Origin of the sequence: Shewanella sp. ALD9 (genome assembly GCF_002836315.1) — a bacterium.
GTDB lineage: Bacteria > Pseudomonadota > Gammaproteobacteria > Enterobacterales > Shewanellaceae > Shewanella.
Window position 1 is genome coordinate 126,129 of the sequence record NZ_PJCD01000042.1, and the last position, 25,983, is coordinate 152,111.

The 25,983-nt window shown below is 41.1% G+C and carries 19 protein-coding genes and 3 tRNA genes; 10 read left to right on the forward strand and 12 right to left on the reverse strand.

Annotation, left to right across the window (positions count from 1 at the left end; genetic code table 11):
* Positions 1-443: 443 nt before the first annotated feature.
* The 3 genes from CXF88_RS22145 to CXF88_RS18865 all read right to left on the reverse strand — a co-directional run bounded on the left by CXF88_RS22145 (position 444) and on the right by CXF88_RS18865 (position 3,490).
* Positions 444-938 (reverse strand): hypothetical protein, encoded by a 495-nt coding sequence (locus tag CXF88_RS22145; RefSeq protein WP_242445207.1) that lies wholly within the window; start codon positions 936-938, stop codon positions 444-446.
* Positions 939-1,341: 403 nt separating this feature from the next.
* The gene (locus CXF88_RS18855) at positions 1,342-2,175 is read right to left on the reverse strand and encodes a hypothetical protein (protein ID WP_197708469.1); all 834 of its coding nucleotides are present in this window, start codon (positions 2,173-2,175) and stop codon (positions 1,342-1,344) included.
* 1,108 nt (positions 2,176-3,283) lie between these two features.
* Positions 3,284-3,490 (reverse strand): hypothetical protein, encoded by a 207-nt coding sequence (locus tag CXF88_RS18865; RefSeq protein ID WP_101088339.1) that lies wholly within the window; start codon positions 3,488-3,490, stop codon positions 3,284-3,286.
* A gap of 730 nt (positions 3,491-4,220) precedes the next feature.
* On the opposite strand from CXF88_RS18865, the gene betI reads away from it, so the two are divergent.
* The 6 genes from betI (at position 4,221) to CXF88_RS18895 (ending at position 10,786) form a co-directional block, all read left to right on the forward strand.
* Entirely contained in the window at positions 4,221-4,817 is a 597-nt protein-coding gene (gene betI, locus CXF88_RS18870) for a transcriptional regulator BetI (protein ID WP_101088340.1), read from the forward strand.
* Positions 4,817-6,283, forward strand: coding sequence for a betaine-aldehyde dehydrogenase (gene betB / locus CXF88_RS18875; RefSeq protein WP_101088341.1), 1,467 nt, complete (start codon positions 4,817-4,819; stop codon positions 6,281-6,283). The genes betI and betB overlap by 1 nt, the downstream gene beginning before the upstream one ends.
* Positions 6,284-6,296: 13 nt before the next feature.
* The gene (gene betA / locus CXF88_RS18880) at positions 6,297-7,991 is read left to right on the forward strand and encodes a choline dehydrogenase (RefSeq protein WP_101088342.1); all 1,695 of its coding nucleotides are present in this window, start codon (positions 6,297-6,299) and stop codon (positions 7,989-7,991) included.
* A 235-nt stretch (positions 7,992-8,226) separates the two neighbouring features.
* A complete protein-coding gene (locus CXF88_RS18885; protein WP_101088343.1) occupies positions 8,227-9,444 on the forward strand; it encodes a choline transporter in 1,218 nt (405 codons plus the stop codon).
* Between the two features lie 27 nt (positions 9,445-9,471).
* The gene (locus CXF88_RS18890) at positions 9,472-10,179 is read left to right on the forward strand and encodes a TorF family putative porin (protein WP_101088344.1); all 708 of its coding nucleotides are present in this window, start codon (positions 9,472-9,474) and stop codon (positions 10,177-10,179) included.
* A gap of 124 nt (positions 10,180-10,303) precedes the next feature.
* A complete protein-coding gene (locus tag CXF88_RS18895; RefSeq protein WP_101088345.1) occupies positions 10,304-10,786 on the forward strand; it encodes a MarR family transcriptional regulator in 483 nt (160 codons plus the stop codon).
* Positions 10,787-11,922: 1,136 nt separating this feature from the next.
* On the opposite strand, the gene CXF88_RS18900 is transcribed toward CXF88_RS18895, so the two are convergent.
* The 4 genes from CXF88_RS18900 to CXF88_RS18915 all read right to left on the reverse strand — a co-directional run bounded on the left by CXF88_RS18900 (position 11,923) and on the right by CXF88_RS18915 (position 14,014).
* Positions 11,923-12,008 (reverse strand) — tRNA-Leu (locus CXF88_RS18900).
* 49 nt (positions 12,009-12,057) lie between these two features.
* Positions 12,058-12,131 (reverse strand) — tRNA-Cys (locus CXF88_RS18905).
* A 42-nt stretch (positions 12,132-12,173) separates the two neighbouring features.
* A tRNA-Gly gene (locus CXF88_RS18910) sits at positions 12,174-12,249 on the reverse strand.
* 328 nt (positions 12,250-12,577) lie between these two features.
* Positions 12,578-14,014, reverse strand: a complete 1,437-nt coding sequence (locus CXF88_RS18915) for a glyceraldehyde-3-phosphate dehydrogenase (protein WP_011637403.1) — start codon at positions 14,012-14,014, stop codon at positions 12,578-12,580.
* A gap of 201 nt (positions 14,015-14,215) precedes the next feature.
* Here CXF88_RS18915 and CXF88_RS18920 point away from each other — a divergent pair, with 201 nt between their 5' ends.
* From CXF88_RS18920 to CXF88_RS18930, 3 genes are all read left to right on the forward strand, one after another.
* A complete protein-coding gene (locus CXF88_RS18920) occupies positions 14,216-15,046 on the forward strand; it encodes a DUF2989 domain-containing protein (RefSeq protein WP_101088346.1) in 831 nt (276 codons plus the stop codon).
* 230 nt (positions 15,047-15,276) lie between these two features.
* Positions 15,277-16,287: a type I glyceraldehyde-3-phosphate dehydrogenase gene (gap, locus tag CXF88_RS18925; protein ID WP_101088347.1), complete on the forward strand. Its 1,011-nt coding sequence runs from the start codon at positions 15,277-15,279 to the stop codon at positions 16,285-16,287.
* Positions 16,288-16,905: 618 nt separating this feature from the next.
* Complete coding sequence (locus CXF88_RS18930) at positions 16,906-18,822, forward strand: methyl-accepting chemotaxis protein (protein WP_011637400.1); 1,917 nt, start codon at positions 16,906-16,908, stop codon at positions 18,820-18,822.
* 198 nt (positions 18,823-19,020) lie between these two features.
* Here the strand turns inward: CXF88_RS18930 and nadA are convergent, their stop codons facing one another.
* From nadA to astE, 5 genes are all read right to left on the reverse strand, one after another.
* Positions 19,021-20,088, reverse strand: coding sequence for a quinolinate synthase NadA (gene nadA / locus CXF88_RS18935; RefSeq protein WP_101088348.1), 1,068 nt, complete (start codon positions 20,086-20,088; stop codon positions 19,021-19,023).
* A gap of 112 nt (positions 20,089-20,200) precedes the next feature.
* Positions 20,201-21,820, reverse strand: coding sequence for a dihydrolipoyllysine-residue acetyltransferase (locus CXF88_RS18940; protein WP_101088349.1), 1,620 nt, complete (start codon positions 21,818-21,820; stop codon positions 20,201-20,203).
* Positions 21,821-21,829: 9 nt separating this feature from the next.
* Entirely contained in the window at positions 21,830-22,807 is a 978-nt protein-coding gene (locus CXF88_RS18945) for a transketolase C-terminal domain-containing protein (protein WP_101088350.1), read from the reverse strand.
* 3 nt (positions 22,808-22,810) lie between these two features.
* A complete protein-coding gene (locus tag CXF88_RS18950) occupies positions 22,811-23,989 on the reverse strand; it encodes a thiamine pyrophosphate-dependent dehydrogenase E1 component subunit alpha (RefSeq protein WP_101088351.1) in 1,179 nt (392 codons plus the stop codon).
* A gap of 156 nt (positions 23,990-24,145) precedes the next feature.
* The gene (gene astE / locus CXF88_RS18955) at positions 24,146-25,174 is read right to left on the reverse strand and encodes a succinylglutamate desuccinylase (protein ID WP_101088352.1); all 1,029 of its coding nucleotides are present in this window, start codon (positions 25,172-25,174) and stop codon (positions 24,146-24,148) included.
* A 221-nt stretch (positions 25,175-25,395) separates the two neighbouring features.
* Between astE and msrA the strand changes: the two genes are divergently transcribed.
* The gene (gene msrA, locus CXF88_RS18960; RefSeq protein ID WP_101088353.1) at positions 25,396-25,875 is read left to right on the forward strand and encodes a peptide-methionine (S)-S-oxide reductase MsrA; all 480 of its coding nucleotides are present in this window, start codon (positions 25,396-25,398) and stop codon (positions 25,873-25,875) included.
* Positions 25,876-25,983: the final 108 nt, after the last annotated feature.

The following is a 25,983-nucleotide window of genomic DNA, read 5'->3' on the forward strand; positions in this document are numbered from 1 at the left end:
CCTGCACGGGCCAAAAGGGGATCAACAGCAATCCCCTCTTGGATCACCCCTGCCGTTCCGGCAACATTCTCGCTTTTTAACCAAACAACAGCAGCGAAAAAATTGCCACGGAAATTGATCGAGCTTCTGACAGCGTATGTAACCATCTTCGGCCTTATTCGAAAATGCTAACGCTTTCGATGGTACATCCTGTACCGCGAAAGCTAGCCTGACGTCCTGTCAGGCTAACGCTATTTTCTTCAACGGCCTCAGGTTCAAAGCTGAATTTAGACATTTTCAAGCAGTGACTAGCTCGTTTTTGGACAAAAGTTACTTAGAGTAGATCGCACGAAATGTCTCTTTCAGATAATTCTTAGTATCCCAAAACGCCATATAACACACTCTCAATGGTAGATGCTTTTCACCAAGCTCTATTGATCATTTTAGAGTTGATATTTTACCTGTTAGGTTTTGTGGTTATTATCATGCCCAATTTTTCTTAACACGACATGTATTGTCGACAAATAGAAATAAAACATCCAACTAAGCCAGATGGCTGAATCATAAGCTGTTTGCTGCTTATCATTGTGATGCCTTACACCAAAGTTATTGGCAATATTGAATAAATCTTGCTCATCCTTTCTTGATAGCAACTTTTTAACCTTAGGCTTTAAATACTCTAGAACATCAGCAAGATCTCTTACAGCTTGCCGCCTATCATCAAGAGTGGAACCATGGCGTCTAAACTTTGTTGTTGCAGCATTTATTCTATTAACAATGTTGTCGTCTTTAGATGGAACATCTGCTTTGAATATTTGTTCAAAGCCTTCCTCTGGTTTACTTAATACTTGGCCACAAGTGTCCAACTCGTATTTGTTTTTATAGTGTCCCAATACCGTATTAAGTTTATCTAAAAACACAACTTGTCCATCTTTTTTATTAAATGTTTCCCAGTGCATTCCACAATCACCATAGGAGTGCACAGTTCCATCTATAGGTTTAGAAACGTGCTGATAAAGAAACTCAATAACATCTAAAAAGTCATCTTCTTGTATATGACGATGAATATTCGGGAATCGGCCAGAGGTTTTTTTTACGAATAGTCAATAACATTTCAAGCTCAACATCCTTGATCAAACCTTCTATATGGTCGTTATCAATGCACCAAAAACCAAAAGCTTGAGTAAAATAGCCGTCCGATTTAAGTTGATTGTAGACACGTACAAACAAATCAATTGTGTCCGACAATGGCAACCCATCAAGATTTGGATTACTATCATTTCTCTGTGAGTAATACTGGTGATTCATTATTATCCCCGTAAATACTAACGCCAAAATTTGGGAATCATTCTCAAGAGCCTACTACATTATTGTTTTAATCAGCAATAACATAAAGCTTGCTAGCCGATGAAAGAGATACTCGATATGGTCACTGTCAGTAAGCTTAACCTGACTTATCTCTGAGTGACGAATGAAGAAGGCGTTTCCTATGTTTGTTAGAGTTTGAGCTTCTTTTTCAAGTTCTGCTCGAAACATAGGATCAGATGAACAGTTGTCCAGTAAGAGGGTCATTGATTGTTTTTTATTTTTCTCTGGGTCAGACACTGTCTTCATACGTTCATACGCATCCCATAGCTCTTTTATAGCTTCATACCTAACCCGTACATCAGTATTACAAATTTTTCTATTGGCATGTTCAATTAAGTCATTCAGTTCCTGTTCTAATGTTTTCGGCGTTTGTCGAATGACCGAACTTAAAGAACCGCTCACAACTCTTTTAATTTGCCCATCAACTAGCAACTCGTAAGCCAAACCATTTCGAGAAAAAATGGTATCAACTTTTGCCAAGAACTCATTTTGTGCTGATTGGCGGTCAAAAGATGCTATATGGTGGTGACCATAGTACGGATGATATTGACCTAATGTAGGCTTACTCACATTGGCATAGCAAAACTGAATAAGATCAAGCACCTCTAAATAGCTCGGTGTAAACGGCACCATTTTAGAAGCCCAACTATCTTGATCATCTTCTTTCTCTATTACAAAAGGATATTCAATCCCTAAGATTTCGGCTTGAAGAGCTAATGAAAAAGTTCTCTCATTGGTGCCATAGCAACCTTGTCCATCAGGGCAGAGTTCAGGAAATTTCTCACCAAACCATCCACTATCAATCAATCCCTGAATGTATGCAGTCAATCAGAGCCATACATTGTGTGGAATTTCGTTTTTTGTACGAGGCAAAGCACCTCTTTCTGAATCACTAAAATATTTCATAGTCACCTAAGTTCATTAAACGCTAACTATATGGAACACTAAGTTGCCACCAATAAGGTAGACACAGTGAAACATTACTAAAATTTGGTCAACTAGAAACTATCGGCCCTCACAATCTGGAATGCTGCTAGCTTGGAAAGGGGCATAAATGATTTGCATACCTTGCTCGCAATTGGTGTGATTCAACTCTGAACTTGAGGACGTTGAAGAAAATAGCGTGAAGCTCACATGGATGTGAGCTTAGCTTTCGCGGTACAGGATGTACCATCGAAAGCGTTAGCATTTTCGAATAAGGCCGAAGCAGTCTGCAAATGCAGGTCAAAGTTAAATTTAACCCCATGGCGACTTTTCGCAGCTCTTGTTTTGTAAATAGCGAAAATGTTGCGGGGCGGCTGGGTGATCCAAGAGGGAATAGCCGTTGATTTCCTCTTGGTCTGGTGTGGGTGAAGCGCCACGACGTTAGTGGCCACAGGCCATATTCCAAACACATTTTGGGGCAAAACGAGTTAGTTTTCTTGACTTGGAAATGGTGTGATTCAACTCTGAACTTTAGGACGTTGAAGAAAATTGCGTGAAGCTCACATGGCCTTTCTCGCACATCCATGTGCTACAAGGCATTCAGGCATCCTGCCTATCAGATGTGAGCTTAGCTTTCGAGGTACAGGTCGTTTCTTGGCGTCCAGCCATCACGACATTCGTGAATCCATTCACATCAGATGTACCATCGGAAGCGTTAGTATTTTCACTCCTTAATACAAGATGGGCCGAAGTGAGGCTACAAACGAAGTTCAACGCTGGATAAATCCCCATGGCGACTTTTCGCATCTAATATTTAAGTCAATTGGAAAATGTTGCCGGGTGGCTGGGCTAATTCTTTTATAAAGAATAAAGAGGGAACAGCCGTTGGTTTCCTCTTGGTCTGGTGTGGGTGAAGCGCCACGACGTTAGTGGTCGCAGGCCATATTCCGAACTAACTTAGGCCATACATGAATCAGAGTGGTAAACGGATAAACAATAATGCCTACAGCAACTAAAGCCGGATAAAGTACGGTATCGCAACTAAGATTATTCCCATAATCAGCAAAGTAGTCACGCTGGCAACAAAATAAGGAAACACGATTAATGCCATTCCTACACACAAGGGAACAATCGCCCTTTGGCGCTTACCATAAACAAAATACCCCATGCCTATAGCGCCAAATAGCACACTCCACATGATCATTGATGCACTGCCCATCTGTGTTCCTCTTATCTAATCATCTTGCTATTTAAACCTTTAAATAAGGTTATAGCATGATTATTGTTTTTCTATCACGTCTCTATGATAAATCCAGATCATCGTTGGTGACATTATTCAGGCAGTAGAGTTAATCAAACTGCCCTCCCCAGTCCTTAATAACCAACCCTTAATCCTTGAACACTGAAACACTGAACACTTAGCAGAATACATCACCCATATGGATAACATTAATACCTAACATTAGTCGGAGAAGATAAGGCTGTGGTTGTAGAGTGACACACTCAAAAAATCACTGGTGAAAATTGGCTAAAACAAACAGATTTAATCAATATAACTCACGCTATGTGCTCAATGACTCTGCCGTTTTCAATCAATATCGAGCTCATGCTCTACAATCTATATCTGCACGAATGAGGCTATTTAGGGACATAAGGCCCATTTTAAAATGATATTTTATCAATCAAAAACCTAAAAATAACTGCAGCTGTAATGATTTTATGTAAAATCTCTTCGTTTTTTACAACAAACCATCAACCAAAGCCAGATAACATTTAACCTATACAGAACAGTGTCTTATTTTTTATAATTAGTTTCCTATCTTATTTTGTCACTGGAATGTTGTGATCTATATCAAGTTATAACTTGATAATTACAGCACTAATCATTAGTATCGTTATTAATTGAGCGTTCAATTAACAACTCTTAATACAGATAACGGACCCCTTTTATGTCAAGACCTACAATGAAAAACGTCAGACAACAACAGCTGATAGATGCCACGTTAATGTCAATCGAACGTCATGGGTTACAAAACACTACTATTAATACCATTAGTGGATTGGCGGGAATGTCATCAGGGATCATCAGCCACTATTTTGGTGGTAAACAAGGGTTAATTGAAGCCACGCAGAAATTTCTGTTAGAGGAATTGAAGCAAGCATTACTGACAAGAACGTCAGGCAAAACATTAACCCCAATAGATCGGCTTTCAATGATCGTGGAAGCAAACTTTACCGAATTACAACGTTCAACAGCCGCGACAAAAACATGGTTAAGCTTCTGGTCCCAAGCGATGCACGATCCTGGGTTAGCAAGATTGCAAAACATTAATAGTCAGCGGTTATACAGCAACCTGCTTTTTTCGTTTAAACAATTATTACCCAATGCAGCAGCTGTTAATGCAGCCAAGCAAACAGCGGCAGTAATTGATGGTTTTTGGTTACGCAGTGCGTTGAGTACCACCCCAATAGAAGATTTTAAACAAGCCCAAATTTTATCTAAAGCCTTTATCAAGGCTGTGATCGTGCACAACGGAGTAGAATAATGTCATCGTTAGTTATTTATCAAAATTATATCCATGGAAAATACCAATCAAACGGTACAGGCGAAACATTTGAAGTGATCAATCCTGCTACTGGAGAAGTCAGCTATTTAGTTGAAGTAGCAACCGAGTCTGTGCAAAAAGCCGCCATAGAGAGTGCCAAAGCAGGTTTTGCAGTTTGGTCAGCTATGATGCCGATAGAACGTAGCCGCATTTTATTAAAAGCCGTTGCCCTACTCCGTGAGCAAAATGATGAGCTTGCGGCAGGTGAAGTATTGGATACCGGTAAACCATGGCAAGAAGCCTCGGTTGTCGATATCGTTACTGGCGCCGACTCTATAGAGTTCTTTGCCGGACTCGCCCCAAGTATTGAAGGCAATCAACAGCCTGTTGGCGCTGACTTTTATTATACTCGCCGTGAGCCATTAGGTATTTGTGCTGGTATTGGCGCATGGAACTACCCGTTACAAATTGCTTGTTGGAAAGCAGCCCCTGCATTGGCTTGCGGCAACGTAATGATTTTTAAACCTTCAGAAGAAACACCTCGTGGCGCAATGCGTTTAGCAGAAATATTCACTCAAGCGGGTGTACCAAATGGCGTATTTAACGTTGTTCAAGGTGACGGTAGAGTTGGCGCATGGCTAACCACCAATGAAGATATCGCTAAAGTGTCATTTACGGGCGAAGTCGGAACCGGTAAAAAAGTGATGGCCGCTGCTGCGGGTTCACTAAAAGACGTGACCATGGAGCTAGGCGGAAAGTCGCCATTGATTATCTTTAATGATGCCGATGTTGAAAATGCGGTATCTGCAGCAATGTTAGCGAATTTCTATACTCAAGGTGAAGTGTGTACCAACGGTACTCGCGTGTTTGTGCAGCAAGATATTTATCCGCGCTTTATCCAACGCTTAAAAGAACGTACCGAACAAAACATCGTTTGCGGCGACCCAATGCACCCTGACACCAATTTTGGTGCATTGATTTCACGCGACCATCAGCAAAAAGTACTCGACTACATTGAAATCGGTAAAAAAGAAGGTGCCACCTTATTAACAGGCGGAACAGCATTAACGCCTGACAATGCACCGAATGGTTTCTTTGTGGCGCCGACTGTATTTACGGATTGCACTGATGAGATGACGATTTCGAAAGAAGAAATATTCGGCCCTGTGATGTCAGTATTTACCTTTGCTGATGAAGATGAAGTTGTTAAGCGTGCCAATAGTACTCACCTAGGCTTAGCAGCAGGTGTATTTACGCAAGACATTACCCGTGCACATCGTGTTATTCATCAAATGCAAGCCGGTATTTGTTGGATAAATGCTTATGGTGCCTCTCCTGCAGAAATGCCGGTTGGTGGTTACAAGATGTCTGGTATTGGTCGTGAGAATGGCTCTGAAACATTAAAAGCATACACCCAAATAAAAGCTGTTTACGTTGGTATGCAGTCACTTGAAAGCCCATTTTAGGAGTGACCCATTAATGTCTACGCAAATATCTCATGAATACGATTATATTATTGTTGGTGCCGGTAGCGCAGGTTGTGTATTAGCCAACCGCTTAACGGAAAATCCAGACAATAAAGTCCTGATACTTGAAACCGGTGGTAGCGACAAAAGCATTTTTATTCAAATGCCTACGGCGCTATCTATCCCTATGAATACTAAAAAGTATGCATGGCAGTTTGAAACACAAGCCGAACCACATTTGGACAATCGCCGTATGCATTGCCCGCGTGGCAAAGTGTTAGGCGGTTCATCATCAATTAATGGCATGGTCTACGTACGTGGTCATGCGCGTGATTTTGACGAGTGGCAGCAACAAGGTGCAAAAGACTGGGATTACGCTCACTGTCTGCCTTACTTTAAAAAAGCAGAAACATGGTCTTTTGGCGGTAATGTTTATCGCGGTGATAAAGGTCCATTAGCGGTTAATAACGGTAATGAAATGAAAAACCCGTTATATCAAGCTTTTGTGGATGCAGGTGTCGATGCCGGCTATCTAGCCACTGATGATTACAATGCTAGTCAGCAAGAAGGCTTTGGCCCAATGCACATGACCGTTAAAAACGGTGTGCGTTGGTCTACGGCAAATGCGTACCTTCGCCCTGCGATGAAACGTCCGAATTTAACCGTGGTCACTCATGCGCTTGTACATAAAGTGATTATGCAAGGCAAAACGGCTGTCGGCGTTCGTTACGAACGTAAAGGCGAGCTAATAGATGTTAACTGCAATAAAGAAGTGATTTTATCTGCAGGTTCTATTGGTTCACCGCATATTTTACAACTGTCGGGTATTGGTGATTCAAGCACGTTAGCTAGCGCAGGCATTGAACAAGTACATCAATTACCCGGTGTGGGTCAGAATCTGCAAGACCACTTAGAGTTTTACTTCCAATTTAAGTGCTTAAAGCCTATTTCGCTCAATGGCAAAATTGACCCGTTAAACAAATTGTTTATTGGTGCTCGCTGGATTTTTAATAAATCAGGTTTGGGCGCAACTAACCATTTCGAATCATGTGGATTTATCCGCTCAAAAGCGGGTTTAGAGTGGCCGGATCTACAGTACCATTTTTTACCTGCTGCTATGCGTTACGACGGTAAAGAAGCATTTGCTGGCCATGGTTTCCAAGTTCATATTGGCCACAATAAACCTAAAAGCCGTGGTGCCGTAACGGTTGTATCAAATGATGCCAAGGTTGCGCCACAAATTCAGTTCAATTATTTATCGCATCAAGATGATATTGAAGGCTTTAGAGCGTGTGTGCGCTTAACCCGCGAAATTATCAATCAACCGGGTTTAGATGAGTATCGTGGTGAAGAAATTCAACCAGGCTTATCAATACAGACAGATGAAGAAATTGATCGCTTTGTTAGAAGCTCAGTAGAAAGCGCTTATCACCCTTCTTGCTCATGCAAAATGGGTGAAGATGAGATGGCTGTTGTCGACTCTGAAACAAAAGTTCACGGTATTCATGGTTTACGAGTGGTTGACTCGTCAATTTTCCCGACCATTCCAAATGGCAACTTAAACTCCCCGACTATTATGGTCGCCGAGCGCGCTGCCGACATCATTTTAGGCAACAAACCTCTTGCGCCAAGTTTGGCAAAAGTGACTATTGCTGATCAATGGCAAACATCACAACGATTACAAGCGCCTAAACGACAAATTGATTAACACCCATTCGTCGATGTGTATTCATTTATACACATCGACAACAGGTTGATGGCCAACCTACATTTTTGTAAATGGTCTATTTAGCCAAGTTCAATCTATCAGGGTTTAACTATCGTCATCACGATACTTAAGGCTTGAGGGCGTTTTGCCTTTAAAAATTGTTCTATGGCATAAAAAACATACAACAAGGAGCCAACATTATGTTCGCACACACTATTCACCCGGGAGTTAAATAATGACGACCTGGTTATCAATAGGCATTTTATTCACTTTTGCCGCTATCGCATTTGTTATTTATCGTTGGGGTAACATGCAGTGCATTGGTGTGACACCGGTGCGTAAATTTACCTTTATTGCCATTTTGTTCACTTCAGGGCTTGATGTTGGCTTAATCATGTTTCCGTTAACTGAATTTGCTGGTTATGCAGATTTGGCAACCAGTCCAGAATATGGATTTAGTAATCCGTTAGCCATAGAGTTTGGTTTTTGGGCCTGCTTAATTTGGGCGTTTTACTTTTTAACCTGCTTCTACTTTTGTGTTATTGAACCAAGAGTAAAGTATTTTGAAATTCCATTGATAAAGTTTATTAATAACGTAGTGATCATTGGTACATGTGCCTTTACCGCTTATTTATTATTAACTAACTTACCATGGTATTTACCGCAATTAGGTGATGGTGAAACCGTTGTCAGCAGCTTCTATTTAATCGTGTTTATGGTTATTGCCGCCGCAGTGTATTCAAGCACCAGTATTCGCTATGTTCGTTATCTTAGTTTAGGCAGTACCTGGTTGTTCTTTGGTTTAATCGCCATAATGTGGGCGGGCGCATTTTTATCAGACGATTCTAGTGTGGGTGAGTTCTTTACTACATTTGCATTAATTGGTGACTATTTTGGCAACATCCATAACTTTGTACTTCCAATAAACGATTACCACGAATTTTACCTATTCTGGTGGTTTGCATGGAGCATTATGATTGGTCAATTTACCGCTCGTTTTGTGGGTGGAATGAAAACCTATCAAGTATTAATAGCCATGATGGTATTCCCTTCAATCCCAATCGCGATTTGGTTCACGGTTCTGTACTACTACAGCGCGAATGGTATTGATACGTCAGGTTTTTATAATCTAGCAATGGTGATTGTAGGGGTAATGTTTGTTATTAACTCACTCGATTCACTGGTTCGTTTATATACAGATAACTTAAACCTTACCGTTGAACGTTTTGGTAAAGTACCTTATATCATCGGTAATGTAGTGGTACTGAGTGGCTTAACCTTGTTATTCAAACTAGACTTTTTACAAATTCAATGGGTTGGCGCTCTCGCTATTGCCTTGATATTAAGTTGTTTCGGATACATTTTAAAATCGCACTACCGTAAAGTGACTGATATAGAACGTTCTCCAAAAGAAAATAAAATCGATTTTACTAAAATCGAATTAGCAGACTAAACAATAATAATGATCCAAGGAATAATGATGAACACCACAATGAAAAAATTAGCCTTATTAAGCTTATTTGCTTTACCGACTTCAGTGATGGCTGGTGAGTTAAGCACAACCGTTAATGCAACCTCTGACTATACCTTTAATGGTGTTAGCCAAACAGACAATGACCCTGCCTTACAAGCTAGCCTAGACTATGCTGCCGATGACGGTTGGTACGTTGGAGCTTGGGCATCGAATGTTGACTTTGGCAGTGCTGATGACACTTGGCTAGAACTTGATTTTTACGCAGGTAAATATTTTGAACTAACAGACAGAGTGTCTGTAGATGCGGGTATTGCATATTACACTTACCATGGTGATGATGCCTCTGATGAGTATTACTACCCAGAGATTTACACTAAGTTTGGCTATGCTTCATCGCTTGGTCAAAGTGAATTAAACTTTTGGTATTCATGGGATTACTTTGGTGTTGATGCTGACCATTACATCATGATGGTTGCTCATACCTTTACCATTGCAGAAGGTCATGACATCCGTGTTAGTTTTGACCGCTCTACTTCGCAAGACGAAGACAAATGGGCATGGGACGGTGACAAGTCTTACAACCATTATCGCGCAGAGTACTTAACCAGCTGGGAAGGTTTTGACTTCAACGTTGCAGTTGAAGACACGAGCATGGACACAGACTTAAGCGATACCCGCGCAGTATTATCGGTATCACGTACTTTCAGTCTTTAAGTTGTAATTGCTGATAAAATAGCTAAGCAGAATAATGTCTATGACATTATTCTGCTTTTTTTGATATTGGACATGAGTAATAAGCCGAATTCTGCTAAGGTGCATAGTGAATTATGAGGGGATTATGGAAAAATACGAACAACTATTAATTTCATTGCGCCGGGTGATCAGAGCTATTGATATACACTCACGTCAATTAAATAAACTATCGGGTCTAACTGGACCACAATTAATGGTCATACAGAAAATTGATCAACTTGACGCTCCACTGGCCAAACAAATAGCTCAAGAAATTAATTTGAGTGCAGCGACAGTGACGACCATTATTGATCGATTAGAAAATCGTGGCATGGTGATTAGAACGCGCAGCGAAACCGACAAACGGAAAGTTCATTTATCGTTAAGTGACGCAGGTAAAACGTTATTAAATAGCGCACCTAAACCACTGCAAGAACATTTTATTATGCGTTATCAAAACCTTGAAGAATGGGAACAAAGTCAATTATTGTCTGCCGTTGAGCGGATAGCTACCATGATGGATGCCAATGAAATTGATGCTGCCCCTGTTTTATATGTAGGCCAAATTCAACTAGACGATCAGTCTTAGTCACCACCCTTTTCTATTCATAACGTGATGGTTCATAGAGTTACAGGCCTCTCACGTTATGTTTCATTCCTAGACAAGCCTAGCTTCAAGCTAACATTTGATTCCAAAGTGTGACCAGCTATCCGAAGATCTTATTATCAACACCTACTTCTATCGTATTTCCTCATACATCCAATAAAATTAATATTCAGCTCAATTTTCTGAGGATTGCTATTAATACAGCTAGGCAAGCCTGATGTTCAATAAGAGTGCGAGGGATTTTATTCTTTCGATCTAATTCACACATTTCAGACGTAAAAAAGCCCCAACTAATGTTGAGGCTTTTTTACACCACTCTCTATTACTAGAGATTATAATGGTACCCGAGGCCGGACTTGCGCCTGTACGCCTGATGTTCAACCAGAGCGCGAGGGATTTTATTCTTTCGATCTAATTCACACATTTCAGACGTAAAAAAGCCCCAACTAATGTTGAGGCTTTTTTACACCACTCTCTATTACTAGAGATTATAATGGTACCCGAGGCCGGACTTGCGCCTGTACGCCTGATGTTCAACCAGAGCGCGAGGGATTTTATTCTTTCGATCTAATTCACACATTTCAGACGTAAAAAAGCCCCAACTAATGTTGAGGCTTTTTTACACCACTCTCTATTACTAGAGATTATAATGGTACCCGAGGCCGGACTTGCGCCTGTACGCCTGATGTTCAACCAGAGCGCGAGGGATTTTATTCTTTCGATCTAATTCACAAATTTCAGACGTAAAAAAGCCCCAACTAATGTTGAGGCTTTTTTACACCACTCTCAATTACTAGAGATTATAATGGTACCCGAGGCCGAACTTGCGCCTGTACGCCTGATGTTCAACCAGAGCGCGAGGGATTTTATTCTTTCGATCTAATTCACAAATTTCAGACGTAAAAAAGCCCCAACTAATGTTGAGGCTTTTTTACACCACTCTCTATTACTAGAGATTATAATGGTACCCGAGGCCGGACTTGCGCCTGTACGCCTGATGTTCAACCAGAGCGCGAGGGATTTTATTCTTTCGATCTAATTCACAAATTTCAGACGTAAAAAAGCCCCAACTAATGTTGAGGCTTTTTTACACCACTCTCTATTACTAGAGATTATAATGGTACCCGAGGCCGGACTTGAACCGGCACGCTTATTCAGCGAGGGATTTTAAATCCCTTGTGTCTACCGATTCCACCACTCGGGCAAAGTGTTGTTTTAACCGTTACTAAAAGTAACCATCAAACGCAATTTCGTGGAGGCGCGACCCGGAGTCGAACCGAGATCGACGGATTTGCAATCCGTAGCATAGCCATTCTGCCATCGCGCCATGCTTTAACCAAATTCAAATCCATCGGATAAGATAAGAAATTGGAGCGACATATCGGGTTCGAACCGATGACCTATACCTTGGCAAGGTATCGCTCTACCAACTGAGCTAATGTCGCATTTGTATCGCCTATAACCTTTACTAAATTTGTAAGAACAATAACGCCTTTCAAACTTAACAGCTGAAGAAGTTTCCCCTGACTGCGGAATGGCATTCTACCGTTTTAGCCCCGATAGTCAATCAATAAAAACACATTTATTGCAACATAATGACTGTTTGATGCATAAATCATCATTATGATTAAATAAATTACAACGCGCATAAAAAAGCACCTCCAAAGAGATGCTTTATCATAAATATGACGGTAAGTACTCAATAAACAGCGATATTAAGCTTGTACGCCTTTCGAGTATTCACCACCATGAATGGTTAGTTTTTATAACACATTAGCTTTTTGGTAATGATAATGTGGTTAAACCAAGCATTTTTTGCATAACGCCAACAACCTGGCAGCTATAGCCAAATTCGTTGTCATACCATACGTATAAAATGGCACGTTTACCCTCTGCTATCGTCGCTTGCGAATCAACAACTCCGGCATAACGTGAACCGACTAAATCGCTAGATACTATTTCAGTTGATTCAGTAAAATCAATTTGATTTTGTAATCCAGACTGTAATGCGACATCTTTTAAATATTCATTCAGTTCATCACGATTGGTTTCATGTTGTAAATTAACACTAATAATCGCCATTGATACGTTAGGTGTTGGAACTCGGATTGCGTTACCGGTTAGCTTACCCGCTAATACAGGCAATGCTTTAGCAACAGCTTTAGCGGCACCCGTTTCAGTAATCACCATGTTTAACGGTGCACTGCGACCACGACGGTCGGCACTATGGTAATTATCGATTAGATTTTGATCATTCGTATACGAGTGAATCGTTTCTACGTGGCCATTCTCAATAACGTATTTGTCATTAACCGCTTTCAACACTGGCGTAATAGCGTTTGTAGTGCAGCTTGCCGCTGAAACGATTGTGTCTTCATCAAGAATATCGTTTTCATTCACACCATAGACGATATTTTTAATAGCGCCTTTAGCGGGTGCCGTTAACAATACTTTTGAAGCTCCTGGGCTTTTAAGGTGTAAACCTAAACCCTCTTCATCTTTCCAAATACCAGTATTATCGACAATTAATGCATCTTTAATATCATACTGAGTGTAATCAACTTGATCAGGAGAATTTGCGTAAATAATCTGAATATAAGTGCCGTTAGCGATGATTGCGTTGTTTTCTTCATCAACTTCGACAGAGCCATTAAATGGTCCGTGTACCGAGTCACGACGCAATAAGCTAGCACGTTTCTCTAAATCACCCTTTTTACCACCGCGCAACACAATGGCACGCAGACGCAATTTGTTGCTTTTACCGGTACGTTCAATTAATAAACGTGCCAGCAAACGGCCGATACGACCAAAACCATAAAGTACAACATCACGAGCCGGGGTATCATCACCGTGATTAACCGCTTCTGACAATTCTTGTGTCATATAAGCTTCAATACCGCTCGCATCCTTGTTATTACGCCAGTAATTAATCGCTAATTTACCAATATCCACTCTGCAATGTTTAATCGCTAATTTGCTAAGTGCTACAACAAATGGGAAACTTTCACGAAGACGTAATTTTTCACCGACATGACGACGTACTAAACGGTGTGACTTAATGATTTCGATGGTTGATGCATTAAGCAATGGTTTACCATATACCATTACTTCAATGCCTTGGTTACGATACAACTTGCCAAGCAACGGTTGCATTGCTTCTGCCATTTCGAAACGTTCTTGCCAGCTCTGTAAATGTTTATCTGCGCTCATGTAGGGATCCTTTATCTCACTTTTCTCGTTTTTTCAGAAAGGTTTGAGTAACAAAAAGAAAAGACCAATAATTTAGTATATTGTATGGGGGTGGCCCCCTGTTGGTCGCCGACATTGTAATGAAATACAGGTTATTTCGCTAGTAACAAATTTTCGGTAAATGTGTAATTTTATTAGACAATTTACCTCTCGGAGACGATTTTGAGCAAAAATTTTGTATTAATTACATCATTTATAGTTATTGGGGCATTATTTGGCCTTTTTGGCTGCGATAATGACCGTAATAGCGACCTCATTTGTAAAAATAATCCCGAACTTTGTAGCGATTTACACAAAGATAGTTGGTGCCGATTTGAAAAAGGCGACTTGATCCGTCATCGATACGCGTTAAAACAGAGTTCGACACCCACTGGGAAACAACTTTATCAGCAGCTGGTTTATCTAGAAAATTACAGTAACTGCATCGAATTAGCCGCAGGGGTTCAACATAAGTTGAATACCGACCGTACACGAGATCGCGAGCGAGCATTTGCGGTAAGTACTCAAACATTATCTGAACTTCAAGAATTTACCCGCACTAATAATGAGGTGCATTTGGCATTTTATCGTTGGACGCGTTTCAACGATCAAGACGCATTCGCCATTGTTGAACGCACCTATAAGCAAGGTGAACTCACCGACAATGACATTATTACCCAACTAGCAGCTTATTATGTGCGAGTCTCACCTAACGACGCTAAAACGCTTTATTTGCATTTGTTAGCCACAACAGAACCAGCCAAAATCGATGCTGATTGGTTTTTAGCGTTAGCATCAATATATCGGCAACAACAAAATGCTGAAAAAGAATACCTGTTAACTCGAGCAAATTTGTTAATGAGTGACAACCATGCCGATGAAGAAAAGTTATTGGCCATTATTAAAGGTAATAAAACATTAGCGACAGAACTCGATAAACAAGCACTTGAATTAATCTCTGCGGTAATGAGTAAACAATTTGCACAGAGTCGCAGCGAGATGTTACTAAAGTAAGCATAAATCACCTCACTAATCGGCCAATATTATCTCGCTTACGTTAGTGTACAACTTACAAAACTGTGCTTAATTTATATTCAAAATGAGCTTAATGTAAAAAAAATACAAAATTATTGGCTTAATTCGGCATATTTAGGTGATTTAGCTTGATTATTACAGCCAATTTGGTAATTTTACAACCAGGCGATTTACATGCCACCAAATTATTTTAACTTGAGGGATATGAGATGACTATCCGTGTAGCAATTAACGGCTATGGCCGTATCGGTAGAAATGTTTTACGTGCTCTATACGAAAGCGAAAAAAATTACCCAATCGAAATCGTTGCATTAAACGATTTAGGTGATGCATCAATTAATGCTCACTTAACTAAGTACGATACTGTACATGGTCGTTTCAACGCAAAAGTTGATCACGACGATGAAGCTATCTATGTTAATGGCGACAAGATCTTAACTTTCCAAGAACGTGACCCATCAAAGTTACCTTGGGCTGAGTTGAAAATTGACATCGTTTTCGAATGTACTGGTATTTTCACTTCTAAAGAATCTGTGCAACCGCACCTTATTGCTGGCGCTAAGAAAGTACTTATTTCTGCTCCAGGTAAGAATGTTGATGCCACTGTTGTTTACGGCGTAAACAACGAAGTATTAACTGCTGATATGACAGTAGTTTCAAATGCTTCTTGTACTACTAACTGTTTAGCGCCTATTGCTAAGCCGTTAAATGATGAGCTTGGGATTGAGTCTGGTTTAATGACCACTATCCACTCTTACACTAACGATCAGCGTTTATCTGATGTGTATCACACAGATTTACGTCGTGCTCGTGCTGCGGCAATGTCTATGATCCCAACCCAAACCGGTGCAGCTGCTGCAGTAGGTTTAGTGGTTCCTGAGCTTCAAGGCAAATTTGACGGTTTAGCGGTACGTGTACCAACAATTAACGTATCTTTAGTTGACTTAACCTTCTTAGCATCTCGCGACACTACTGTTGAAGAAGTTAATGCCATCATTACTCGTGCTTCACTACAGTCTCCAATGTCTGAAGTATTAGCGATTAATGTAGAACCATTGGTGTCTATCGACTTTAACCATAATCCTTTCTCTTCGAATTTCGACGCAACACAAACTCGTGTTAATGGTCGTTTAGTGAAAGTGATGTCTTGGTATGATAACGAATGGGGTTTCAGTAACCGCATGTTAGACAACGCTGTTGCACTAATGAACGCTAAGTAATCTACAAATATTATTTAATACTTGATAGAAATCTAGTTAGCTTAAGAGCCTCGCATATATGCGGGGCTTTTTGTTTTGGCTGCTGGGTGAGCAACATCCCCTTCTCTTATTGTTTCGATGCAGTGTTGATTTCTGTTTATTAACTTTCTTTTGATCTATGCGGCCTTCGGTCGAGAAGCTAGTGGCGTTTCGCTCACACCTAAGTCAAAGGGTAAAGCGATTGATCCCCTCATCGCTCCAACTAAATATTAATAAAAAAACAAAAAACGACATTAAGTCTGCTGTTAATCATATGTACAAGCTTAAGCGTAGCACTTCACTTTCATATTCAATTCTTTGGCATAATCTAGAATTGAGGTGAGAATGATGAGGGCTTTTATAATTAGCTTTTCGCCGGCGAAGGTCTCATCTGCTTTCGATATGTCTGCTTGGCGCACTGAAATACAATTACTGTGAAGGAATTCATAAATCATTAGCAAAGACCGCTTATTTTTATAACCACAAATGGCATGTGAGCCATTGAACACGGTTTTTTAATAATTTATAGATAGTATTGCGTTCTATAAAAATATTAATTAATGCTAGCTTAAATTTTAAAATCGCTAAAAGGAACAGTACATGGTCAATACATTTAATCTCAATATCGGCAACCGTATAATCTTAGGTATTACGGTCATATTGATCTTGGTCATGGGTACTGTTATCCCCTTCGTACTATCAGAATTCACAACCAATATTGATAGTGCAGAGCAACGCGAGTTACATAAACTCTATGAAACCGCTACCGCTGAAATTGAGTCAACTGGGAAATTAGCCCAAGCGTTGGCAACCGTCGTTGCTCGCAATTCAGACTTACAAAAGTTGTTTGCCGAAGGCGACCGAGAGACGTTAGCATTAAAAACATTACCATTATTTGAAACCTTGAAAGAAGATTATGCCGTTCGTCAATTCCAGTTTCACTTGCCACCTGCTACCTCATTCTTAAGAGTACATAAGCCTGAGAAGTTTGGAGACGATTTATCATCATTTAGACAAACCGTTATCGTTACCAATAGAGACCAAAAACCAGTAAGAGGGCTAGAGAAAGGTGTTGCAGGCATCGGAATTCGTGGGATTATGCCTGTCAATTATCAGAATGCACATATTGGTTCTGTAGAGTTTGGTATGTCTTTCGGCCAGGCATTTTTTGACCAATTTAAGAATGATTATAAGGTCGATATTGCGCTTTACACTCAAAAAAATGGACAATTTGAAGCATTTGGAGCGACGACTGAACCTCATAGTTTTTCTGATAATACTCGTCTAGCACAAGCATTCAATGGGGTAATACTTAACAACCAATCTACATTACATGACACTTCCTATGCTGTTTATTTACATCAAGTAAAAGATTTCTCTGGACAGCCAATAGGTGTCCTAGAAATAGCGTTGGATCGCACACACAATGTAAATGCTATCAATGATGTGACCTTTACTATGATTAGTGTTGGTGTCATTGCCTTGTTATTAGGTATCGCTATTGCTTGGGTTATTAGCAGAAGTATCACCACCCCAATAAATATGACAACCCATACAATGAACAACATTGCCGATGGCGATGGTGATTTAACGCTCCGTTTATCAGTAAGCGGAAATGATGAAATTACCGCATTATCCAAAGCATTCAATCAATTTGCAACAAAGGTACATAATACAATTAATCAAGTTATGTCCGCCACACAGCAACTGAATCACTCTGCCGAGCGTTTATCAGGCATCACACTCGAAACTCAAGCTGATGCAGTAAAACAGCAGCAAGAAACTGAGCAGGTTGCTACAGCAATGAATGAAATGAGCGCGACAGTTCAAGATGTTGCACAAAATGCAACAGAAGCTGCTGATGCTGCTCAAAAAGCAAATGAGGCTACTCAAGCAGGTAAGCAGGTAGTTAGCAAGGTTTCATCGGAAATCAATCAATTGGCTTCTGAAATCAATATTGCAACACATGCAGTGTCCGATTTACAAAACCAAACGACAGCCATTGATAGTGTTCTAGAAGTTATTCGAAATATTTCAGACCAAACAAATTTATTAGCGCTGAATGCAGCTATCGAAGCAGCCCGAGCAGGAGAGCAAGGTCGAGGATTTGCAGTTGTTGCCGACGAGGTTCGTACCTTAGCCAGTCGCACACAAGCTTCCACGCAAGATATACAAGCAATGATAGAACAATTGCAAAGTGGTGCGGCTAAAGCTGTTCAAGTAATGAAAGATAGCGGTAAAGTTACAGACTCATGCGTTACTCAGGCAATAAATGCAGACCATGCCCTCGATGACATTTTTGCAGCGGTAAACACCATTACAGAAATGAATATTCAAATCGCCAGCGCAGCAAACGAACAATGTGCAGTCTCAAATGAAATAAATAAAAACATTACCAATATCAACGATATTGTTACCAAAACAACCGAAGGGTCAATGCAAACAGCAAGTGCAAGTGAAGATCTGGCTGATTTATCTAAACAACTGAATTCCTTAGTAGGCCAATTTAAGATTTAAACAAAACGAAATACAACAAACCAATTTGATAATTAACAAAAAACCAAGTCTACACCACTTGGTTTTTTTGCTTATCCTATAATGGCTCGCTTGGGCATTATATTAATATTTAAGGCTAGCGTACATTAGCGTAAAAGACCCAATAAAAAGCCGACGAGATGTCGGCTTTATGTTTTTATGATCACTAAACCCAAGCTTTTAGGCGTTGCCCTTCACTTTCATGTTCAATTCTTTGGCAAAATCGAGCATGCGGGTGAGTGGGATGAGTGCTTTAATGCGAAGTTCTTCACCCACAAATATTTCATGATTGGTTTTATCGGCATCGACTAATGAAGCTTCGATAGCGGGTAAACCGTTCATGGCCATCCATGGACAGTGGGCGCAGCTTTTACAGGTTGCTCCATTGCCGCCGGTTGGGGCTTCAAGTAATATTTTACCAGGAGCCGCTTGCTGCATTTTATAAAAAATGCCGCGATCGGTAGCGACGATAAACTTGTCGTTTGGCATGGTTTGCGCAGCTTTAATCAGCTGGCTAGTAGAGCCTACAGCATCAGCAAGTTCTACTACACTGGCAGGTGATTCTGGGTGTACTAGAATCGCCGCCGTAGGATGCTGTTTTTTAAGCTCACGAAGTGCTTTGGCTTGAAACTCATCATGCACAATACAATCGCCTTGCCATAACAGCATGTCGGCACCAGTTTGTTTGTTGATGTAAGCGCCTAGGTGACGATCGGGTGCCCAGATAATTTTTTTATCTTGGCTGCCTAAATGCTCGACAATTTCAAGTGCGATGCTTGAGGTTACGACCCAATCCGCACGTGCTTTTACTGCGGCAGAGGTATTAGCATATACCACAACCGTATGGTCGGGATGGGCATCGCAAAACTCACTGAATTGCTCAATCGGGCAACCTAAATCTAATGAACAGGTTGCTTCAAGAGTTGGCATTAAAATGGTTTTTTCTGGGCTTAAGATTTTAGCGGTTTCGCCCATAAACTTAACGCCAGCAACAATTAATGTCTTGGCTGGGTGATCACGACCAAAGCGGGCCATTTCTAATGAATCAGACACACAACCGCCCGTCTCTTCAGCTAATGCTTGAATTTCAGGATCGGTATAATAATGGGCAACAAGTACTGCATTTTGATCAATCAATAACTGTTTAATACGTGCTTTATACTGTGCTTTTTCAGTGTCAGACAACACGGCAGGTTTTGGCGGAAACGGATATTCAATCATTTCAATTTTAGGTGCCGACAGACTCATACAGGTTCCAATCGATTTACATTGTTCGAGTATTATACGAAAAAGCCACTTAAAACAAAAGGACGTGTTAGCGTCCTTTTGGATAAGATAGTGCAATTAACACTAATCATCATTAGCGCATGGCTAATAACATTTCTTGTGGTTGCTCTAGGTAGTGTTTCCACAAATTACAGAAGCGAGCAATGGTGCCACCATCAATAACGCGGTGATCGCCAGACCAACTTACTTGCATAATTTTACGCGCTTCAACTTCACCTTTAGCATTAAAGCGTGGCAGTATTTGTAATTTACCTAACGCCACAATGGCCACTTCCGGCTTGTTAATAATCGGCGTTGCTATGGTACCGCCTAATGCGCCGATATTAGAAATCGAAATGGTACCGTCTTTCAAATCTGCTGGCGACACACGGCCACTGCGTGCGGCGGTGGTTAAGCGTGAAATTTCAGCAGCAATATCCAAAATAGACTTACTTTGTACGTCTTTAACATTCGGTACCAATAAACCCATTTTTGAATCAACGGCCATACCAATGTTATGACGAGACTTGTAAGTGAGTTCGGTACAATCTGCATTAACTTGGCTATTTAATATCGGAAATTCTGTGATCGCTAATGACATGGCCTTCATAAAGAATGGCATCATGGTCAGCTTCACTTCGTCAGTTGAATAGCGTTGCTTCATGCTTTCACGTAAGGCAACGAGTTCGGTAAGGTCAAACTCTTCACAGTAAGTAAAATGAGGGATAGTCGATACTGACTCAACCATCATTTTCGCCATAATAGCTTTGACGCCTTTGATAGGTTCAACCCGATCGTTCGCCGTTACATTACTCACTATGCCGCTATTCACAGAACTGCCAGCTTGAGCATTATCTTGACTCGTTGACGACACTGGCGTTGTGCTTGCTGCAGCTTGAGTGGCATGACCACCTTGCTGATGACGTTCAATATCTTCTTTGTAAACTCGGCCATTTTTGCCTGTGCCAACAACCATAGCAATATTAATGTCCAGTACGCGTGCCATGCGGCGAACGGCTGGGCTAGCTAAGGCTTTACCTTGTGCAACAGGTTCAAGGTTAACTTGTGGCGCAGCTGCTTGTGCTTGTTCAACCACTTCAACAGGAGCTGACGGAGCATTAACTTCAGCTTCGACTTCAATGGCAAATAAAGGTGAGTGCACTTTAGCAAGCTGACCTTTACGATAATGCAGTTTGACAATTTTACCGGCTTTCATCGCCGGGATTTGCACTAACGCTTTATCGGTCATCACATCAGCGATGGGTTGATCTTCAACGACGATATCGCCTTCTTCGACTAACCAATCAACCAATTCACATTCAACAATCCCTTCACCGATATCAGGTAATAAGAACTCTTCAATGTTTGACTGACTGCTGGTTGTGGCCGTAACAGCATTACTGTTGTTAACAGCTGAATCGTTAACCGGTGTCATGGCAGCAACAGGCGCTTCAATGACGCTATCGTTGTCATCTCCATCCATTTCAACTGCGTACAATGGTTGATGCACAATGGCGATTTCACCTTTGGCGTAGTAAAGCTTGGTAATTTTTCCAGCATGCGGCGCCGGAATTTGCACTAAGGCTTTATCTGTCATTACATCAGCAATCGGTTGATCTTCAGTGACAATGTCACCTTCGCTAACTAACCAATCAACTAATTCACATTCCACCACACCTTCGCCGATGTCGGGTAAAATAAAATCTTTAATCATACCTTACTCCTAAAACGACACTGTGGCCTTGATGGCTTCGAAGGTCTTTAATTCATCTGGCATGTATTCTTTTTCATGCACCAATGGATAAGGCGTATCTAATCCGCACACACGATTGATCGGTGATTCAAGCGATAAGAAACATTCTTGCTGAATGGTTGCCGCAATTTCACCAGCAAAACCACCGGTTAATGGCGCTTCATGGTTAATCAGTAAACGACCTGTTTTGGTCACTGATTTTGCGATAGTTTCAACATCCCATGGCGCGATAGTGCGTAAGTCGATAATTTCACATGAAATACCTTCTTTCTCGGCACGTTCGCAGGCTTTTTCGACGATTTCCATCTGTGCGCCCCAAGCCAGAACAGTAATATCACTGCCCTGCTTAACCACTTGTGCTTTGCCTAATTCGATAACGTAGTCACCGGCTGGAACCTCGCCAACAGATGCGCGGTACAAACGTTTAGGTTCAAAGAAAATCACCGGGTTTGGATCGCGAATAGACGCCAGCAACAACCCTTTAGCTTGTTCTGGATTACGCGGAATGACCACTTTTAAACCAGGCGTTTGGGTAAAATAGGCTTCAGGTGATTGAGAGTGGTAATGTCCACCGGCAATACCACCACCGTATGGTGTGCGGAAGGTTAACCCACCCACATCAAATTGATTACCACTGCGGTATCTAAATTTTGCCGATTCATTAACGATTTGATCGAATGCCGGAAAAATATAATCAGCAAACTGAATTTCTGCAACAGCAGTCATGCCATAAGATGCTAGACCATTAGCAAAACCAGCAATACCTTGTTCAGTGAGCGGCGTGTTAAAACAACGGTCGCGACCAAACTGCTCTTGTAAACCAGAAGTCGCGCGAAAAACACCACCGAAGTGGCCAACGTCTTCACCAAAAATCACCATGCGCTCGTCGGCAGTCATGGCTATTGATAACGCCTCGTTGATGGCGTGTAACATATTCATTTGAGCCACGGTTTAGAGTCTCCCTGCGCTTTTTGGATAGGATTTTGGATACTTAGCAATGTGTTCTTTCAGCTCTTTAAGCTGTTTTCTCAATGCTGGAGTCGGTTTATCAAGCACATCTTCAATAATTTCATCTAGTTTCGGAATAGGTAGCTTTTCAGCTACTTTAACCGCTGCTAATACTTCTTCGCGATAACGTTCAAATAACTTGGCTTCATCGGCTTCAGTTATCCAGCCTTTGTTAACCATCCATAATTTAAAACGTTTTACTGGATCGTGTTGCTGCCATTTGGCTTCTTCTTCTTTTGAACGGTAACCAGATGGATCGTCTGATGAAGAATGCGCGCCCAAACGATACGTCATCGCTTCAATCAATACTGGAGCATTATGTTCTAGTGCATGGGCACGAGCTTGTTGCGTGGCGGCTAACACCGCTAGCATGTCGTTACCGTCTACACGAATGGTATGCATACCGTAACCAACTCCCCGACTGGCTATACCGTTACCAGCAAACTGCTCTTCAGTTGGGGTTGAAATAGCATAACCATTGTTACGACAGAAAAAGATGGTCGGAGACTTAAGCACTGCGGCCATGTTCAAACCAGCATGGAAGTCACCTTCTGATGCTGCGCCTTCACCAAAATAACAAATGGCAACGTTACGCTTGCCTTGTAATTTCATGCCATAAGCAACACCTGTGGCTTGTGGAATTTGAGTTGCCAAAGGTGATGAAATAGTTTGGTAGTTGAGTTCACGGCTGCCGTAATGAATCGGCATTTGGCGACCTTTACCTAAATCTTTCTCGTTACTGAACATTTGATTCATAAATTGTTCAGTCGTAAAGCCGCGATAACGCAATGAGGCGTGCTCACGATATTGAGCCAAAATGACGTCGTCTTTATCAAGCGCGGCTGTGCTGCCAATAATTGAGGCTTCTTCACCGGTACAGGTCATGTAAAAACTAATCCGTCCTTGACGCTGCGCACCCAACATACGCTCGTCTAATACGCGTGTAAAAACACAGGTATCAAAGATTTTTTCGGCCAGAGCCTTGTCGATTACTGGTAGAACCGCACTTTCATAAGTGGTGCCATCAGCTTGCAAAATACGCAAGATGGGGATGTGCAATGACGCTTTGTCTAAGAAGCTGACACGGTGCACTGTTTCATTGGTCAGTGGTGCGTTGCTCATATTATGCTCTTGTTATTGTTGAGCCATGTTCAACATAAACATGGCTCTATTTATACTATGCGAGTAGACATTACGTTAACGTAAACTACCTATCAATACTTACTCTCACTGTAAACGCATTTTACTCGCGATTGACATGTATATATTGCTTTACGACTAGATAATAGTTTCGTTCAACGCGGGTACTAAACACAACACCGTACGTTGCCCAACCGGCACGTTCTCATTAGGAAATACGATCGCTTCTAATGGTTGCTCGACTGTGATTTGCTTCCCGCCTTCTGTCGCTAATACCTCGCCCTGACTAAAGGCACTGAAGTTTTCTGCATCGCCTGCAAAGCTAAATTCAAAATTATCAAAGTGCTTGTTAATAGAGCGCGATACCTTATACAAATTGACCTTGCTAGGGTCGAACTCAACAGGTGCTAACTCAGTTTCAGTAATCAACTTTTCAAGCATAGTATGAGTTTGTGCAAAACGACTCATATCATTTTGGCCAAATGGCATTACTTTGCCTAATTCCACAGTAAAAGCATCTGCTTGAAATTGCTCGGACGAATAATAACTAAACGTCGTTGTTGGTTCGTGGTGAAACAACATAGTATCAACGCCACATGCCGCCAAAAACATAATTTGTTCACCGCTAAAAGCACGGCCAGGACGGTATGGGTATATGGCAAACTTTTCATGCTTAGAAGCACGAATAGCAGTATGTAAGTCGTAATGAATACGCTGATTGTCATTATTGGCATTGAAAAAGTCTGCCACGTATTGCTCTAACGCTTTTGCTCGGTGACGCTCCGGATGGCTTAAGCCCTCGCCTTTAGAATGCGCGCCACTAAATAGACGATTCATGTTTTCATCAATAAAACGGGTTTTATTGATGATCGCGGCCGGATTACCAATTAAAAACATCACTCGCTGCTTGGCAACAATTCGTTGGCTGAGCAAATCTTTAATGAGTTGATTACAGATTTCAATCGGTGCAGTTTCATTACCGTGCACAGCACAAGACAGCACGATATCTTTGGTTGCATTAGCCGGAGTAAATACAATCACTCCCGTATCCCATACATCTACACGGGTATGATCTGCCAACATAAAATCAGATGCTTCAGGTAATTGATTTGGATTGGCTAAGGTATAGGCTAAAAAATCATGGTTTATCATCAGGTCAGATAACACTATCAACTCCTTGTCTCATTATTATATGGCGTAGTTAACTTTGACGTAAAACGATGTTAACTATTACTGCCTATTGTCGCGGATTCTATCATAGCCAAACGCTATTTTATTGGTGGCATATGTTAGATTTATTTATTAATAAAAGTTTGCTTGCAAAACTACACAATATTCAACACAATTGTAGCCATCTAGACTTCTATAATTTGTTTTAAGGGTATGTCATGGCGTTAGCAACATTTGGTGCAGGCTGTTTTTGGGGTGTTGAATATTTTTTCCGTGAAATTAACGGCGTCAGTAACGCAACGTGTGGCTACATGGGTGGCAAAGACAGTGCGACCACATATAAAGAAGTGAAGACGGGTTCAACTGGTCACGCAGAAGTGGTTCAAGTTGAGTTTGATCCAGAAATCGTCAGTTACGACGACTTGTTGGACACTTTTTGGAAAAATCACAACCCAACCATGCTGAATATGCAGGGCGGTGACATTGGTACTCAATATCGCAGCACGATTTTTTTTCACGATAAAGAGCAAAAAGCCCAAGCTGAAAGCTCAAAGCTGGCATTAGCACGCAGCGGTAAATGGGGACAGCGTCATATTGTGACTGAAATTGTACCGATACAAACATTCCACATTGCCGAGGAATACCACCAGAATTATTTAGAAAAAAATAATTTACCAACCTGTCACTTGGTTTACTAATTGGATTGAGATAAATAGTACTTTTCTTATTCGTGATCAACCAAAATCACTGAGATTTTTGAGTTTACGACACATTGTTGAAATAAGAGAGATGTCCTTATTTCAACA